This window comes from Streptomyces sp. WMMC500 (assembly GCF_027497195.1).
Lineage (GTDB): Bacteria > Actinomycetota > Actinomycetes > Streptomycetales > Streptomycetaceae > Streptomyces.
Genome location: NZ_CP114905.1, coordinates 7,773,789 through 7,790,016 on the forward strand (window position 1 = coordinate 7,773,789; position 16,228 = coordinate 7,790,016).

A 16,228-nucleotide genomic window follows, 5' to 3' on the forward strand; every position below is an offset into this window, starting at 1 on the left:
ATGCCGGAGCCATTGCCAACTCCCTACGGGTAGGTAAGTCTACTGCGAAGTAGGTAGGCGCAGCACCGGGTGCGAGGAGCGGCCAGCGATGAGCTCGTACGACGTGATCGTGATCGGTTCCGGCTTCGGCGGCTCGGTGGCCGCGCTGCGCCTGACCGAGAAGGGCTACAAGGTCGGCGTGCTGGAGGCCGGGCGCAGATTCACCCGCGAGCAACTGCCGAAGAACTCCTGGCGGCTGCGCGACTACCTGTGGGCCCCCGCCCTCGGCCTCTACGGCATCCAGCGCATCCACCTCCTCAGCAACGTCATGGTGCTCGCCGGCGCAGGCGTCGGCGGCGGCTCGCTCAACTACGCCAACACGCTCTACGTGCCGCCGCCCGCCTTCTTCCAGGACCGCCAGTGGGGCCACATCACCGACTGGCAGGAGGAGTTGGCCCCGTACTACGACCAGGCCCGGCGGATGCTCGGAGTCCGGGAGAACCCCACGACCACCGAGGCCGACACGTACCTGAAGACCACCGCCGAGCGCATGGGCGTCGGTGACTCCTTCCGGCTCACCCCCGTCGGCGTCTTCTACGGCGACGGGCACGACGCGCGCGGCGAGACCAGGGCCGCCCCCGGCCAGTCCGTCCCCGACCCGTACTTCGGCGGCGCGGGCCCGGAGCGCTCCGCGTGCCTGCAGTGCGGCTCGTGCATGACCGGCTGCCGCTTCGGCGCCAAGAACACCCTGACGGAGAACTACCTCCACCTCGCCGAGCGGCAAGGCGCCGTCATCCACCCCCTCACGACCGTCGTCGACGTGCACGAGGTCGCCGGCGGCGGCTACGAGGTGACCACCGTGGCGACGAACAGGCGGCGCCGCGGCAAGCGGCAGGTGCTGCGCTGCGACCGCGTGGTGGTCGCGGCGGGCACGTACGGCACGCAGACCCTGCTGCACCGCATGCGGGCCACCGGCCGGCTGCCCGGGCTCTCCCCGCGACTCGGCGAGCTGACCCGCACCAACTCCGAGGCGCTGGTGGGCGCCGTGACCTTCCCGCGCACGTACCGCAAGAAGCGCGGCGGGGGCACGCCGGACTTCACCAAGGGCGTGGCCATCACCTCCTCGATCCACCCCAACGCCACCACGCACATCGAGAACGTGCGCTACGGCAAGGGCTCCAACGCGATGGCGCTGCTGTGCGTCCCGCAGTTCCGGGCCGAGGGGAGGCTGCCCAAGGCGCTGCGCGTGCTCGGCGCGTACCTGCGCCACCCGGTGCTGGTGGCGCGCACGGCCACGACGTACCGGTGGTCCGAGCGGACGATCATCGGGCTCGTCATGCAGACCCACGACAACTCGCTGACCACGTACCTGAAGGACAAGGGCCTCGGCAAGGGCCTGCTCACGGCCCGGCAGGGCCACGGGGCGCCGAACCCGGTGCACCTGCCCGAGGGCGCCGAGGCGGCGCGGCTGCTCGCCGAGCAGATCGGCGGCCAGCCGGGCACGAACCTCGGCGAGCTGATGGGCAAGCCGCTGACCGCGCACTTCCTCGGCGGCTGCCCGATCGGCGAGGACGCGGAGCACGGCGTCATCGACCCGTACCACCGGCTGTACGGCCACCCCGGGATCTCCGTCGTGGACGGCTCGGCGGTCTCGGCGAACCTCGGCGTGAACCCGTCGCTGACGATCACGGCGCAGGCGGAGCGGGCGATGGCGCTGTGGCCCAACAAGGGCGAGGAGGACCCGCGCCCCGCCCAGGGCCGCCCGTACACCCGTGTCCGCCCGGTCGCCCCCCGGCAGCCGGCGGTCCCGGCGGGCGCGTTCGGCGCCCTGCTGCTGCCGGTCCCGCAGGTCCCGCCGAAGCGCTGAGCCCCGCGGGCGGCGCTCGCGCTCCCCGGCGCGGTTGCCGGGCGGCCGAGCCCGCGCCCGCACGCCCCGGCACCCCCGGCCCGGATACCGCCGTACACCCCGCCCGTACCCGCCGCGGCGCCGGACCGGCCCGTCCCTGCCCTCACCCCCCGTTCCCCGCCGCTCCGGCCACGGCCGGCGTCCCGGCCGCGCCGCCCGCCTGTGCGCGGCGTGAAATCCTCTTTGCATAGCTCTGCTGGGCTCCGTATAGTCATGCCGTGAGCGAGGAGGAGCGGATGACCGTACGGGTGGCAGTGGCCGGGGCGAGCGGGTACGCGGGCGGGGAACTGCTGCGGCTGCTGCTGGCGCACCCCGGGGTCGAGATCGGGGCGCTGACGGCCCACGCCAACGCCGGCCGTCCCCTCGGCGACATCCAGCCGCACCTCGCGCCGCTGGCCGGCCGCGAGCTGGCCGAGACCGCGCCCGCCGTGCTCGCCGGGCACGACGTGGTGTTCCTCGCGCTGCCGCACGGGCAGTCCGCCGCCGTCGCCGCGGCCCTCGGCGACGACGTGCTCGTCGTCGACTGCGGCGCCGACCACCGGCTCGCCGACGCCGCCGACTGGGAGCGGTTCTACGGCACGCCGCACGCCGGCACGTGGCCGTACGGGCTCCCCGAGCTGCCCGGGCACCGCGCGGCGCTCCGCGGGGTCCGGCGCATCGCGGTGCCCGGGTGCTATCCGACCGCCGTCAGCCTCGGCCTCTTCCCGGCGTACGCCGCCGGGCTCGCCGAGCCGGAGGCCGTCGTCGTCGCCGCCTCCGGCACCTCCGGCGCCGGCAAGGCGCTCAAGCCGCACCTGCTGGGCAGCGAGGTGATGGGCTCCATGAGCCCGTACGGCGTCGGCGGCGGGCACCGGCACACGCCCGAGATCGGCCAGAACCTCGGCGCGGTCGCGGGCGAGCGCGTCACGGTCTCCTTCACCCCGACCCTCGCCCCGATGCCCCGCGGCATCCTCGCCACCTGCACGGCGCGGGCCCGGCCCGGCACGACGGCGGAAGCGGTGCGCACCGCCTACGAGAAGGCGTACCAGGACGAGCCGTTCGTCCGGCTGCTGCCGCCGGGACAGTGGCCCGCCACCGGCGCGGTCACCGGTTCCAACACCGCGCTGCTGCAGGTCGCGTACGACGAGAGCGCGCACCGCATCATCGCGATCAGCGCCATCGACAACCTCACCAAGGGCACCGCGGGCGGCGCGGTGCAGAGCATGAACATCGCCCTCGGCCTCCCTGAGGAGCTGGGGCTCTCTACGACAGGAGTGGCACCTTGAGCGTCACGGCAGCCAAAGGGTTCACGGCGGCGGGCATCGCCGCCGGGATCAAGGAGAACGGCAACCCGGACCTGGCCCTCGTGGTCAACGAGGGGCCGCGACGCGCCGCCGCCGGCGTCTTCACCGCCAACCGCGTCAAGGCGGCCCCGGTCGTCTGGTCCGAGCAGGTGGTCAAGGGCGGCGAGGTGTCCGCGGTCGTCCTCAACTCCGGCGGCGCCAACGCCTGCACAGGTCCCCGCGGCTTCCAGGACACCCACGCCACCGCCGAGCGCGTCGCCGACGTCCTCGGCCACAGCGCCGCCGAGGTCGCCGTGGCCTCCACCGGGCTGATCGGCACGCTCCTGCCGATGGACAAGCTGCTGCCCGGCGTCGGGCAGGCCGCCGCCGAACTGTCCGCGCACGGCGGCGAGAAGGCCGCCATCGCCATCAAGACCACGGACACGGTGCACAAGACCGCCGTCGTCACCGCCGAGGCGGAGGGCGGCGCCGCCTGGACCGTCGGCGGTATGGCCAAGGGCGCCGGCATGCTCGCGCCGGGGCTGGCCACCATGCTCGTCGTCCTCACCACCGACGCCGACGTGCCCGCCGCCGAGCTGGACGCCGCGCTGCGCGCCGCGACCCGTACCACCTTCGACCGCGTCGACTCCGACGGCGCCATGTCCACCAACGACACGGTGCTGCTGCTGGCCTCCGGCGCGAGCGGAGTCCGGCCGGACCGGGCGGAGTTCGCCGAAGCCGTACGGGCCGTCTGCGACGACCTCGGGCGGCAGCTCATCGCGGACGCCGAGGGCGCCAGCAAGGAGATCAAGGTCGAGGTCGTCGGCGCGGCCAGCGAGGACGACGCGGTGGAGGTCGGCCGCTCCATCGCCCGCAACAACCTCCTCAAGTGCGCCATCCACGGCGAGGACCCCAACTGGGGCCGGGTGCTGGCCGCGATCGGCACCACGTCCGCCGCCTTCGAGCCGGACCGGCTGAACGTCGCGATCAACGGCGTGTGGGTGTGCAAGAACGGCTCGTTCGGCGAGGACCGCGACCTGGTCGACATGCGCTACCGCGAGGTCCGCATCGTGGCGGACCTCGCGGCGGGCGATGCCGAAGCGGTGATCTGGACCAACGACCTGACCGCGGACTACGTCCACGAGAACAGCGCCTACAGCTCATGACGACGACCTCCGCGACCGCCGCGTCCTCCGCGACCCCGGCGACGCCCGCGGCAAGGACCGCGCCCACCCGCAAGCACACCGCCCTGCCCAAGGCGCACATCCTCATCGAGGCGCTGCCCTGGCTGACCCGGCACCACGGCAAGGTCGTCGTGGTCAAGTTCGGCGGCAACGCCATGGTCGACGAGGACCTGAAGCGCGCCTTCGCCCAGGACGTCGTCTTCCTGCGGCACGCCGGGCTGCGGCCCGTCGTCGTCCACGGCGGCGGCCCGCAGATCAGCGCGCAGCTCGACCGGCACGGTCTGGTCAGCGAGTTCCGCGCCGGGCTGCGGGTGACGACGCCGGAGGCGATGGACGTCGTGCGGATGGTCCTCGCGGGGCAGGTGCAGCGCGAGCTGGTCGGGCTGCTCAACGAGCACGGCCCGTTCGCGGTCGGCCTGACCGGCGAGGACGCGCACACCATCACCGCCACCCGGCACCGCCCGCTGGTCGACGGCGAGCCGGTCGACATCGGCCGCGTCGGCGAGGTCACCGGCATCGACACCGGCGCCATAGAAGCGCTGCTGGCGGACGGCCGCATCCCGGTCGTCTCCTCCGTCGCCCGCTCCGCCGACGAGGCCGACGCGGCGGGCGAGGTGTTCAACGTCAACGCCGACACCGCCGCCGCCGCGCTGGCCGCGGCGCTCGGCGCGGAGACCCTGATGGTCCTCACCGACGTCGAGGGCCTCTACGAGAACTGGCCGGAGAGCGACGAGGTCATCAGCCGGCTCACCGCCGGCGAGCTGGAGCGGCTGCTGCCCGGCCTGGCCAGCGGCATGGTCCCGAAGATGGAGGGGTGCCTGTACGCGGTGCGCCACGGCGTGCACACCGCGCGGGTCATCGACGGCCGGGTGCCGCACTCCATCCTGCTGGAGATCTTCACGGACGAGGGCATCGGCACGATGGTCGTGCCGGACGCGGAAAGGTCTGCGACATGAGCGGCGAGACGAGCGGCGAGACGAGCGGCGAGACGAGCGGCGGCGCGAGCGGCAACGCGGAGCTGACGGAGCGCTGGCGGGGCGCGCTGATGGACAACTACGGCACCCCCCGCCTGTCGCTGGTCCGCGGCGAGGGCGCGAAGCTGTGGGACGCCGAGGGCAACGAGTACCTGGACTTCGTCGGCGGCATCGCCGTCACCTCGCTCGGCACCGCCCACCCGGCCGTCGTCGCGGCCGTCTCGAAGCAGATCGCCACCCTCGGCCACGTCTCCAACCTGTACGCCGCCGAGCCGCCTGTAGTCCTCGCCGAGCGGCTGCTCGACCTCGCCGGCCGGCCGGGCCGGGTGTTCTTCGCCAACTCCGGCACGGAGGCGGTGGAGGCCGCGTTCAAGATCGGCCGGCTGACGGGCCGTCCGCACATGGTCGGCACCGTGGGCGGCTTCCACGGCCGCACCATGGGCGCCCTGGCGCTGACCGGGCAGCCCGGCAAGCAGGAAGGTTTCGGCCCGCTGCCGGGCGAGGTCACCCACGTACCGTACGGGGACGCGGACGCGCTGCGGGCCACGGTCACCGAGGAGACCGCGCTCGTGATCGTCGAGCCGGTGCAGGGCGAGAACGGCGTCGTCGTCCCGCCGGACGGCTACCTGGCCGCCGCCCGGGAGATCACCCGGGCCGCGGGCGCGCTGCTCGTCCTGGACGAGGTGCAGACGGGCATCGGGCGTACGGGCCACTGGTTCGCGGCGCAGGCGCAGGGCGTGGAGGCGGACGTCGTGACCCTGGCCAAGGGGCTCGGCGGCGGGCTGCCGATCGGCGCCACGCTGGCCTTCGGCCCGGCGGCCGGTCTGTTCACCCCCGGAAGGCACGGCTCCACCTTCGGCGGCAACCCGGTCGCCTGCGCCGCCGCGCTGGCGGTGCTGGACGTGATCGCGTCCGAGGGGCTGCTGGCGCAGGTCAAGCGGGTGGGGGAGCGGCTGCGGGACGGAATCGGCCGACTCGGGCACCCGCTGGTCGACCATGTGCGAGGCGCGGGGCTGCTGCTCGGTATGGTGCTCACCCGGGCCGTCGCACCGCAGGTGCAACAGACGGCCCAGGCAGCGGGATTCCTGGTCAACGCGGTGGCGCCGGACGTGATCCGGCTCGCCCCGCCGCTGATCCTCGGCGAGGCGGAGGCGGACGCGCTGCTCGCCGCGCTGCCCGCCGTGCTCGACGCGGCGGGTCCCGCCGCCTAGCCCCGACGAGCCGGAGAGTGACGATGTCCGAGGAGCACAACGGTCCCGCCGTGCCGCACACGCGCACGGCACGCCACCGCAGGATCGTCGACATCCTGAACCGGCAGCCGGTCCGCTCGCAGAGCCAACTGGCCAAGCTCCTCGCCGACGACGGCCTGACGGTGACGCAGGCGACGCTCTCCCGCGACCTCGACGAGCTGGGCGCGGTCAAGATCCGCAACACCGGCGGCGAGCTGATCTACGCCGTGCCCTCCGAGGGCGGCTTCCGCACGCCGCAGGTGCCGCTGGGCGAGTCGGCGAAGGAGGAGCGCATGGCCCGCCTCGCCGGGGAACTGCTCATCTCCGCGGAGGCGTCCGCGAACATCGTCGTGCTGCGCACGCCGCCGGGGGCCGCGCAGTTCCTCGCCTCGGCGATCGACGCGGCGGAGCTGTACGCGATCCTCGGCACGATCGCGGGTGACGACACCTTGATGGTCATCAGCCGCGATCCCGCCGGCGGTCAGTCCCTCGCGGATCACCTGCTGAAGCTCGCCGAGCGCGAGCGCTGACCTCCGCGCCGTTCCGTACGTTCTCCGCCGGGGCGCCCGCGAACATCGTCGCGGGCGCCCCGGCGGGGGCTGGGCACGTTCGCGGGTGATTCCGACGGTCATCAGCCGCGACCCGGCCGCGGTCACGCACGCGCCGAGCGCGAGCGGTGACCTCCGCGCCGTCCCGTACGCCCCTGCGCCCTCCGCACCGGCGGGCCCGTGCCGTACACTCGAAAACCTGGACAGATGTCCAGCTTGTTGTGTGCGGGAGGGGCGGACGATGACCTACGTGCTGCTGATCGGCGCGATCCTCAGCGAGGTGACGGCGACGGTCTCCCTGCGGCTGTCGGACGGCTTCTCGAAGATCGTCCCCTCGATCGTGGTGGTGATCGGCTACCTCTCCGCGTTCACGCTGCTGAGCCTCGTGCTCAAGCGCGGCATGTCCATCGGGATCGCCTACGGGATCTGGGCCGCCGCCGGCGTCGCGCTGGTGGCGCTGATCGGCGCGGCCTTCCTCGGCGACGGGCTGACCGGAGTGCAGATCGGCGGGCTCGTGCTCGTCGCGGCGGGCGTCGTCGCGCTGGAGGCGGGCGGTGCGCACTGAGTCCGGCGCCGTGGACGGGCGTGTGCAGCGCGGGCTGGAGCGGCGGCGCCTGCTGCTGGCGGCCACGGTCCGCGTCATCGGCCGGGGCGGCGTCGCCGCGGTGACGCACCGGGCCGTCGCCGCCGAGGCGGGCGTGCCCAAGTCGGTGGCCACGTACCACTTCCCGGCCGTCGCCGACCTGCTGGCCGCGGCGCTGGCCGACAGCGTCGACGCCTACGCGACCGCGCTGGCCGGCGCGCTGCCCGAGTCGTACGACACCGCCGATCTGGCGCGGTACCTGGCGGCGTACCTGGACGAGCACGGCGTGCGCTGCGCCGCCGAGTTCGACCTGTACCTCTACGCCGCCCGCCACCCCGAGCTGCGCCCCGTCCTGGGCCGCTGGCACGCGCTGCTGGCGGAGATCGCCGGCCGGTTCACCGCCGACCCCGTCGCCGTCGCCGCCTTCGCGGCGGCGCTCGACGGGCTCAGCCTGCAGTCGCTGCTGCGGGCGGAGCCGCTGACCGCCGCCGAGATCCAGCGGGTCGTCGACCACGTGCTGCACCGCCGCTGAGCCGGCGGCGCGTGCAGCACGTGCGCGCGTGCAGCACGTGCGCGTGTGCGGTGCGTGCGCGTGTGCGGTGCGTGCGCCGCGGGGGGCGTCAGCCGCCCTGCGCCCCGGCCCACTCGTGGCGCAGCAGCGACCAGACCTCCAGGTCGCGCCGCGTGCCGGCCATCTCGAACCGGCTGCGCAGCGTGCCCTCGTGGCTCATGCCCAGGCGCCTGGCGACCGCGATGCTGGCCTTGTTCGCCGGGTCCACCAGCCACTCGACGCGGGACAGGCCGCGTACGCCCACCGCCCAGTCGATCATCCGCCGGGACGCCTCGGTGACCAGCCCGCGGCCCTGCGCCTCCGGCGCCAGCCAGGCGCCCAGCTCGCAGAAGCCCTCCGCGGTGTCGAAGAGCCGGTAGATCATGCCGCCGACCAGCTCGCCGTCGAGCCGGACGGCGAACAGCCGTCCCGAGTCACGGGCCTGCTTGTCGGCGTACGCCTGGAGGAGGCGGCGGGCGCTCGCCTCGTCGGTGACGAGGTGCGCCCAGGGCAGCCACGGCTCCAGGTGCGCCCGGTTCCGGTCGGTGAACGCGGCCAGCTCCGCGGCCTGCCACGGCTCCAGCGTGGTCAGTTCCGCGCCCTCGCCCAGGGGTGTGCTCAGCATCGGTGCGTCTTCTCCTCGGTCACGGGGTGGGTGGCAGCGGCAGCGGAAGGCCGGGCAGTCCGTCGATGCTGACGGCGACGTGCTCCTTCTTACGGAAGTAGGCGTCCAGCCCGGCGTCGTCCTCCCGCTCGAAGCGACGGCCGTGCAGGTCGCGGTCGGCCTCGTACGCCATGAAGGGCACGGCGTAGCCGCAGGTGTCGCGGATCAGCTCGGCCGTCACGACGATAACCGCCCGCAGCCCGTGCCGGGACGGGTCGGCGGCGGGGAAGTGTGCGAGAAGGGCCGGGAAGCGCGGGTCGTCGCGGAAGACGGCCTCCCCGCTGCCGTGGACCCGCACGATGTTCGGCGGCCCCTGGAAGGCGCACCACATCAGCGTGATCCTGCCGTTCTCCCGCAGGTGGGCGATGGTCTCGGCGTTGCTGCCGGCGAAGTCGAGGTAGGCGACGGTGCGGTCGTCGAGGACGGCGAACGAGCCCGTCAGCCCCTTCGGCGAGAGGTTCACGGTGCCGTCCGCCGCCAGCGGCGCGGTCGCGGTGAAGAACATGTGCTGCGCCTCGATGAAGGCACGCAGCCGGCCGTCGATGCGTTCGTACGTTTTCCCCATACGCCGAGTGTGCGGCGCGGCACGGCCGCCGTGCCCGGAGTTTCGCAGTGCGAGACCGCGTGCGGCGCTCCCGGCCCGGCCCGCCGTCACAGCCGTGCGATCACCGTCCGCGTGAACTCGTCCGTCGTCGCCGAGCCGCCCAGGTCCGGGGTGCGGAGGTCGGTGCCGGCGAGGGTCGCGGCGATGGCGTCGACGACCTCCGCGCCCGCCGCCTCGTGGCCGAGGTGGTCGAGCATCAGCGCCGCCGACCAGATGGCGCCGACCGGGTTGGCGATCCCGCGGCCCGCGATGTCCGGCGCGGAGCCGTGCACCGGCTCGAACATGGACGGGTAGGTGCGCTCGGGGTTGAGGTTCGCCGACGGCGCGATGCCGATGGAGCCGGCGACGGCGGCGGTGAGGTCGCTGAGGATGTCGCCGAAGAGGTTGGAGGCGACGATCACGTCGAAGCGCCCGGGGTCGAGGACGACCTTGGCGCACAGCGCGTCGATGTGCTCCTGGTCCCAGGTCACCTTGGGGTGCTCCCCGGCCCGTTCGCGCACCATCTCGTCCCAGAACGGCATGGTGTGCACGATGCCGTTGGACTTGGTCGCCGAGGTGAGCCGGCCCGTGCGGCGGCCGGCGAGGTCGAAGGCGTAGTCGAGGACGCGGGTGACGCCGGCCCGGGTGAAGACCGTCTCCTGCACGGCCATCTCCTCGGGGAAGCCGCGGTGCGGCCGGCCGCCGACCTCGCTGTACTCGCCCTCGGTGTTCTCGCGCACCACCACGAGGTCGACGTCGCCGGGGCCGACGCCACGCAGCGGGCTCTCCGTGCCCTCGAAGATCCGGACGGGCCGGAGGTTCACGTACTGCGCGAAGGCCCGGCGGATCGGGATGAGCAGTCCCCACAGCGACACGTGGTCCGGCACCTCGGGAGCCCCCACGGCGCCGAGGAACACCGCGTCGTACGCGCGCAGCCGCTCCAGGCCGTCGTCGGGCATCATGGCGCCTTCGCGCAGGTAGCGGGCGCAGGACCAGTCGAGGTGGGTGTACGCGAACTCCACCCCGTGCCGCCGTCCGACGGTGTCCACGACCTCGAGTGCGGCGGGCGTGACTTCCTGACCGATGCCGTCGCCGGGGATGACGGCGATGCGATGTGTGGTCATGACCCCTTCCCCTCAGCCGAGTTGTGCCCCACCTTACGGAGCAGCCGTGAATGTAAGCCAGAGCACGTTTTCCGGAGGGGACGATGAAGTCCGACACTACGGGTCCACGGGCCAAGACCGATGTCGAGCAGGCACTGCTCGGCCATGCCACCTACCGTAGCCTTGGCGAGCAGAAGCTCTCGCCGCAGGAAGAGAGGTTCGAACGGGGGCGGCGGACCACCGGGTTCTGGCTGGCCCCGCTGGTCTCCGTCATCTTTCTCGCACTTCCCCTGGACATGGCGCCCAGCCAGCAGACGTTGGCCGGCATCCTGCTCGGCGTCATCGTGCTGTGGGTCACCGAACCCGTGCCGATCCCGGTGGGCGGACTCATCGGCGTCGGCGCGATCGTCGTCCTCGGCGTGGTGCCGCCGGACGACGCGCTGGCGCCGTTCGGCTCCTCCACGATCTTCACCTTCATCGGCGCGTTCATCCTCGCCCAGGCCATGCTCAAGCACGGCGTCGCCCGCCGGTTCGCGTTCTGGATCCTGGGCCTGCCGGGGGTGGGCCGCTCGACGTTCCGGCTGATCGCCGCCTTCGGCGTGATCACCTGCGTGTTGTCCGCGTTCGTCTCCAACACCGCGACGGTGGCGATGCTGCTGCCCACCGCGCTGGGCATCCTCACCGTCATTGCCAAGATGCTCCAGGACCGCGGCCTGGTGGAGCAGGACTTCGACCCCACGCGGCTGCGCGTCGGCGCGGCGCTGGTGCTCATGCTCGCGTACGGCGCCAGCGTCGGCGGCCTGCTCACCCCGGTGGGCAGCCCGCCCAACCTCATCGGCCGCGGCCTGATCGAGGAGGCGACCGGCGAGAAGATCTCCTTCGCCGAGTGGACGGCCACCGCGCTGCCGCTGTGCGCGTGCATGTTCGTCGTCCTCGTCGTCGTCCTGCTGCTGCTCAACAAGCCGGAGATCCGGCGGATCGAGGGCGTCGAGGAGTACGTGCGCGAACAGCGCGCCGCGCTGGGGAAGTTCTCGCGGGCGGAGTGGAACACGCTGATCGCCTTCGGGATCACCGTGTCGCTGTGGATCACCCCGGGCATCATCGCGCTCGCCGTGGGCACGGACGCCTCCGCGTACACCACCGTCAGCGACCGGCTCGACGAGGGCATCGTGGCCGTGCTCGGCGCCGCGCTGCTGTTCATCCTGCCGACGAACTGGGCGCGCCGTGAGGCGACGCTCAACTGGAGCGACGCGGCCCGCATCGACTGGGGCACGATCCTGCTCTTCGGCACCGGCATCATCTTCGGCTCGCTGCTCGCCGACACCGGCCTGGCGGAGACCATCGGCAACGAGTCCAACGACCTGCTCGGCTTCTCCAGCGTCTTCACCATCACGGTCTTCGCGGCGGTGCTGGCGGTGATCGTCTCGGAGACGACGAGCAACACGGCGTCGGCGGCGGTGGTGGTGCCCATCATCATCCCGATCGCGATGGCCGCCGAGGTCGATCCGTTCGTCCCGGCGCTGGCCGCGACCTTCGCCGCGTCCTTCGGCTTCATGCTGCCGGTGTCGACGCCGCAGAACGCCATCGCCTACGGCTCCGGCGTCGTGCCGATCACCACGATGATCCGCTCCGGCGCGGGCTTCGACTTCCTCGGCGTGATCCTGGTCATCCTGGGGCTGCCGCTGATGGTCGAGGTCACCGGCATCGGTTAGCGGGACGACCCCGGGCCCGTACCCGAAGGGCCGGAGACGCGCGCGTCTCCGGCCCTTCGGCGCGCCGTGCGCGCGGCGCTTTGACGAATCATACGGTGTGCTGCATACTTATTCTGGTCAGCGTATGCATCCTAAGGAGACTCCCGTGACCGAGCGCGTCGTACTCGCCTACTCGGGCGGCCTGGACACCTCCGTCGCCATCGGCTGGATCGCCGCGGAGACGGGTGCCGAGGTCGTCGCCGTCGCCGTGGACGTCGGCCAGGGCGGCGAGGACCTCGACGTGATCCGCAAGCGCGCGCTGGCCTGCGGCGCCGTGGAGGCCGAGGTCGCCGACGCCAGGGAGGAGTTCGCCGACGAGTACTGCCTCCCGGCGATCAGGGCCAACGCGCTGTACATGGACCGCTACCCGCTGGTCTCCGCCCTCTCCCGGCCCACCATCGTCAAGCACCTCGTCGCCGCGGCCCAGAAGCACGGCGCCGGCACCGTCGCCCACGGCTGCACCGGCAAGGGCAACGACCAGGTCCGCTTCGAGGCCGGCATCTCCTCCCTCGCCCCCTCCCTGAAGTGCATCGCCCCCGTCCGGGACTACGCCATGACCCGGGACAAGGCCATCGCCTTCTGCGAGGAGAAGGGCCTGCCCATCGCGACCACCAAGAAGTCGCCGTACTCCATCGACCAGAACGTCTTCGGCCGGGCCGTCGAGACCGGCTTCCTGGAGGACATCTGGAACGCCCCGATCGAGGACGTCTACGAGTACACGCAGAACCCCGCAGCGGCCCGTGAGCCCGACGAGGTCGTGATCACCTTCGAGCGCGGCGTGCCCGTGGCGCTCGACGGCCGCCCCGTCACCGTGCTGCAGGCGATCCAGCAGCTCAACGAGCGGGCCGGCGCCCAGGGCGTGGGCCGGATCGACATGGTCGAGGACCGGCTCGTGGGCATCAAGTCCCGGGAGGTCTACGAGGCGCCCGGCGCCATCGCGCTGATCACCGCCCACCAGGAGCTGGAGAACGTCACCGTCGAGCGGGAGCTGGCGCGCTACAAGCGCCAGGTCGAGCAGCGGTGGGGCGAGCTGGTCTACGACGGCCTGTGGTTCTCGCCGCTCAAGCGGGCCCTGGACGGCTTCATCCAGGAGGCGAACGAGCACGTCACCGGCGACATCCGGATGACGCTGCACGGCGGCAGGGCCGTCGTCACCGGCCGGCGCTCGCCCGCGTCGCTGTACGACTTCAACCTCGCGACGTACGACACGGGCGACACCTTCGACCAGTCCATGTCCAAGGGCTTCATCGAGATCTTCGGCCTCTCCTCGAAGATCGCGGCCGGCCGGGACCTGGCCCGGTGAGCGGCGACGCACCGGGCGGCGCGCCGGGAGGCGGGAAGCTCTGGGGCGGCCGGTTCGCCGACGGCCCCGCGGCGGCGCTGGAGCGGCTCTCCGCGTCCGTCCACTTCGACATGCGGCTCGCCCCGTACGACATCGCCGGCTCCCGCGCGCACGCCCGGGTGCTGCACCGGGCGGGGCTGCTGACGCCGGACGAGCTGACCCGGATGCTCGCGGGACTGGACCGGCTGGAGGCGGACGTCGCGAGCGGCGCGTTCACCGCCACCGTCGCCGACGAGGACGTGCACACCGCGCTCGAACGCGGCCTGCTGGAGCGGCTCGGCCCGGAGCTGGGCGGCAAGCTGCGCGCCGGCCGGTCCCGCAACGACCAGATCGCCACCCTCTTCCGGATGTACCTGCGGGACCACGCCCGCACCCTCGGCGGCCTCCTCGCCGAGCTCCAGCAGGCCCTCGTCGGCCTCGCCGAGGCGCACCCGGACGTCGCCATGCCCGGCCGTACGCACCTCCAGCACGCGCAGCCCGTCCTCTTCGCCCACCACGTGCTCGCGCACGCCCAGGCGCTCTCCCGGGACGCCGAGCGGCTGCGCCAGTGGGACGAGCGCACGGCCGTCTCGCCGTACGGGTCCGGCGCCCTCGCCGGCTCCTCGCTCGGCCTGGACCCCGAGGCCGTCGCCGCGGAGCTGGGCTTCGAACGCGGCTCGTCGGGCAACTCCATCGACGGGACCGCGGCGCGCGACTTCGCCGCGGAGTTCGCGTTCGTCACCGCGATGATCGGCATCGACGTCTCGCGGATCGCGGAGGAGGTCATCCTCTGGGCCACGAAGGAGTTCGGCTTCGTCACCCTGCACGACTCCTTCTCGACCGGCAGCTCGATCATGCCGCAGAAGAAGAACCCGGACATCGCCGAGCTGGCGCGCGGCAAGTCGGGGCGGCTGATCGGCAACCTCACGGGGCTGATGGCGACGCTGAAGGCGCTCCCGCTCGCGTACAACAGGGATCTGCAGGAGGACAAGGAGCCGGTCTTCGACTCGGTCGACACCCTGGAGGTCCTGCTGCCCGCCTTCACCGGCATGATGGCCACGCTCACGGTCAACCGGGAGCGGCTGGAGGAGCTGGCCCCGGCCGGCTTCTCGCTGGCCACCGACATCGCCGAGTGGCTGGTCAAGCAGGGCGTGCCGTTCCGCGTCGCGCACGAGAGCGCGGGGGAGTGCGTCAGGGTCTGCGAGGCCGAGGGGATCGAGCTGGACCAGCTCACGGACGAGCAGTTCGCGAAGGTCTCCCCGCATCTGACGCCCGAGGTGCGCACCGTGCTCACCGTCCCCGGCGCGCTCGCCGCGCGCGACGCCCGCGGCGGCACCGCGCCCGCGGCCGTCGCGGTGCAGCTCGCGGAGGTCAAGGAGGACGTGGCCGCGCAGGTGCGGTGGGCGGCGGCGACGCGCCCGGCCGGCCCGGCTGCGTAGCACAGCGGGCCCGCCGGTGCCGCCCGGCGGGCCCGGCGGCGGGGCGGTGGAAAGCCGTGTCGGGCTGCCCGGGGCGGCGCCCGTCTTCTACGGTGGACGGGCCTGACAGCCGCACCGAGGACGTAGGAGCCCGCGATGGCGTTCGACCGACTGGCCGCAGTGACGACGCCCGCCGCCCACATCGGCTTCGGACTCGCCGCCGTGGGCCGCCCCGCCTACCTCACCACGGGCCGCGCCGCCGACCTCCCGGACGGACGGAGCGTCGAGGACATGCGCGCCCGCACCCACGAGCTGCTCGACGCCGCCTACGCCCAGGGCGTCCGGTACTTCGACGCCGCCCGCTCCTACGGCCGCGCCGAGGAGTTCCTCGCCGACTGGCTGCGGCAGCGCCCCGGCGCCGGGGACGCGGTCGTCGGCAGCAAGTGGGGGTACGCGTACGTCGGCGACTGGCGCGCGGACGCCGAGGTGCACGAGGTCAAGGACCACGGCGTCGACGCCTACGACCGGCAGCGCGAGGAGTCCGCGAAGCTCCTCGGCGACCGGCTCGACCTCTACCAGATCCACTCCCTCACCCCCGACAGCCCGGCGCTCACCGACACCGCCCTGCACGCGCGCCTCGCCGCGCTCGCCGGGGGCGGCGTGACGGTCGGCTTCTCCACCAGCGGGCCGGAGCAGGCCGCGGCCGTACGCGCCGCGCTGGACGTCACGGTCGACGGCGAGCGGCTGTTCCACACCGTGCAGAGCACGTACAACGTGCTGGAGCCCGCGGTCGGCGAAGCACTGGCCGAGGCGCACGACGCGGGGCTCACCGTGATCGTCAAGGAGGCGCTGGCGAACGGGCGGCTGGCCGGCGCCGACGCGCCCGCGGAGCTGCGCGCCGTCGCCGCCGAGACCGGCGCGGAGCCCGACGCCGTCGCGCTCGCGGCCGTGCTGCGCAGGCCGTGGGCCGGCGTCGTGCTCTCCGGCGCCGCCACCGCCGCGCAACTCCACTCCAACCTCGGCGCCGCGGCCGTCGACCTCGACCCCGCGCAGTGCGACCGGCTCACCGCCCTCGCCGAGCCCGCCGGGGACTACTGGCGCCGCCGCGCCGCCACCCCCTGGGCGTAGGGGCGCGGGCCCGCACGACGGCCCCTGCTCGCGGCGGCTTTAAGG

The 16,228-nt window shown here is 73.4% G+C and carries 15 protein-coding genes; 12 read left to right on the top strand and 3 right to left on the bottom strand.

Annotated elements, in window-relative coordinates; all coding sequences use genetic code 11:
- Positions 1 to 88: 88 nt before the first annotated feature.
- The 8 genes from O7599_RS33530 (at position 89) to O7599_RS33565 (ending at position 8,197) form a co-directional block, all read left to right on the top strand.
- Complete coding sequence (locus O7599_RS33530; RefSeq protein WP_281619360.1) at positions 89 to 1,846, top strand: GMC family oxidoreductase; 1,758 nt, start codon at positions 89 to 91, stop codon at positions 1,844 to 1,846.
- Positions 1,847 to 2,121: 275 nt separating this feature from the next.
- Complete coding sequence (gene argC / locus O7599_RS33535; protein WP_281623629.1) at positions 2,122 to 3,150, top strand: N-acetyl-gamma-glutamyl-phosphate reductase; 1,029 nt, start codon at positions 2,122 to 2,124, stop codon at positions 3,148 to 3,150.
- Positions 3,147 to 4,313, top strand: coding sequence for a bifunctional glutamate N-acetyltransferase/amino-acid acetyltransferase ArgJ (gene argJ / locus O7599_RS33540; RefSeq protein WP_281619361.1), 1,167 nt, complete (start codon positions 3,147 to 3,149; stop codon positions 4,311 to 4,313). Before argC ends, argJ begins: the two co-directional genes overlap by 4 nt.
- Positions 4,310 to 5,287 carry an acetylglutamate kinase gene (gene argB / locus O7599_RS33545; protein WP_281619362.1) on the top strand — a complete coding sequence of 326 codons (978 nt, stop codon included), beginning with the start codon at positions 4,310 to 4,312 and terminating at the stop codon, positions 5,285 to 5,287. Before argJ ends, argB begins: the two co-directional genes overlap by 4 nt.
- Positions 5,284 to 6,516 (top strand): acetylornithine transaminase, encoded by a 1,233-nt coding sequence (locus tag O7599_RS33550; protein ID WP_281619363.1) that lies wholly within the window; start codon positions 5,284 to 5,286, stop codon positions 6,514 to 6,516. Before argB ends, O7599_RS33550 begins: the two co-directional genes overlap by 4 nt.
- Positions 6,517 to 6,539: 23 nt before the next feature.
- Positions 6,540 to 7,064: an arginine repressor gene (locus O7599_RS33555; protein ID WP_281619364.1), complete on the top strand. Its 525-nt coding sequence runs from the start codon at positions 6,540 to 6,542 to the stop codon at positions 7,062 to 7,064.
- A 259-nt stretch (positions 7,065 to 7,323) separates the two neighbouring features.
- Positions 7,324 to 7,647: an SMR family transporter gene (locus O7599_RS33560; RefSeq protein WP_281619365.1), complete on the top strand. Its 324-nt coding sequence runs from the start codon at positions 7,324 to 7,326 to the stop codon at positions 7,645 to 7,647.
- Positions 7,637 to 8,197, top strand: a complete 561-nt coding sequence (locus O7599_RS33565; protein WP_281619366.1) for a TetR family transcriptional regulator — start codon at positions 7,637 to 7,639, stop codon at positions 8,195 to 8,197. The genes O7599_RS33560 and O7599_RS33565 overlap by 11 nt, the downstream gene beginning before the upstream one ends.
- Positions 8,198 to 8,285: 88 nt before the next feature.
- On the opposite strand, the gene O7599_RS33570 is transcribed toward O7599_RS33565, so the two are convergent.
- The 3 genes from O7599_RS33570 to O7599_RS33580 form a co-directional block, all read right to left on the bottom strand.
- Entirely contained in the window at positions 8,286 to 8,840 is a 555-nt protein-coding gene (locus tag O7599_RS33570) for a GNAT family protein (RefSeq protein ID WP_281619367.1), read from the bottom strand.
- Between the two features lie 19 nt (positions 8,841 to 8,859).
- Entirely contained in the window at positions 8,860 to 9,444 is a 585-nt protein-coding gene (locus tag O7599_RS33575) for a pyridoxamine 5'-phosphate oxidase family protein (RefSeq protein ID WP_281619368.1), read from the bottom strand.
- An 86-nt stretch (positions 9,445 to 9,530) separates the two neighbouring features.
- Positions 9,531 to 10,586: a tartrate dehydrogenase gene (locus tag O7599_RS33580; protein ID WP_281619369.1), complete on the bottom strand. Its 1,056-nt coding sequence runs from the start codon at positions 10,584 to 10,586 to the stop codon at positions 9,531 to 9,533.
- 83 nt (positions 10,587 to 10,669) lie between these two features.
- Between O7599_RS33580 and O7599_RS33585 the strand changes: the two genes are divergently transcribed.
- From O7599_RS33585 to O7599_RS33600, 4 genes are all read left to right on the top strand, one after another.
- Positions 10,670 to 12,277, top strand: a complete 1,608-nt coding sequence (locus O7599_RS33585) for a DASS family sodium-coupled anion symporter (RefSeq protein ID WP_281619370.1) — start codon at positions 10,670 to 10,672, stop codon at positions 12,275 to 12,277.
- A gap of 145 nt (positions 12,278 to 12,422) precedes the next feature.
- Positions 12,423 to 13,619, top strand: coding sequence for an argininosuccinate synthase (locus O7599_RS33590; protein ID WP_281619371.1), 1,197 nt, complete (start codon positions 12,423 to 12,425; stop codon positions 13,617 to 13,619).
- Entirely contained in the window at positions 13,616 to 15,076 is a 1,461-nt protein-coding gene (gene argH / locus O7599_RS33595; RefSeq protein WP_281619372.1) for an argininosuccinate lyase, read from the top strand. The genes O7599_RS33590 and argH overlap by 4 nt, the downstream gene beginning before the upstream one ends.
- A 135-nt stretch (positions 15,077 to 15,211) precedes the next feature.
- Positions 15,212 to 16,183 carry an aldo/keto reductase gene (locus tag O7599_RS33600; RefSeq protein ID WP_281619373.1) on the top strand — a complete coding sequence of 324 codons (972 nt, stop codon included), beginning with the start codon at positions 15,212 to 15,214 and terminating at the stop codon, positions 16,181 to 16,183.
- Positions 16,184 to 16,228 lie beyond the last annotated feature (45 nt).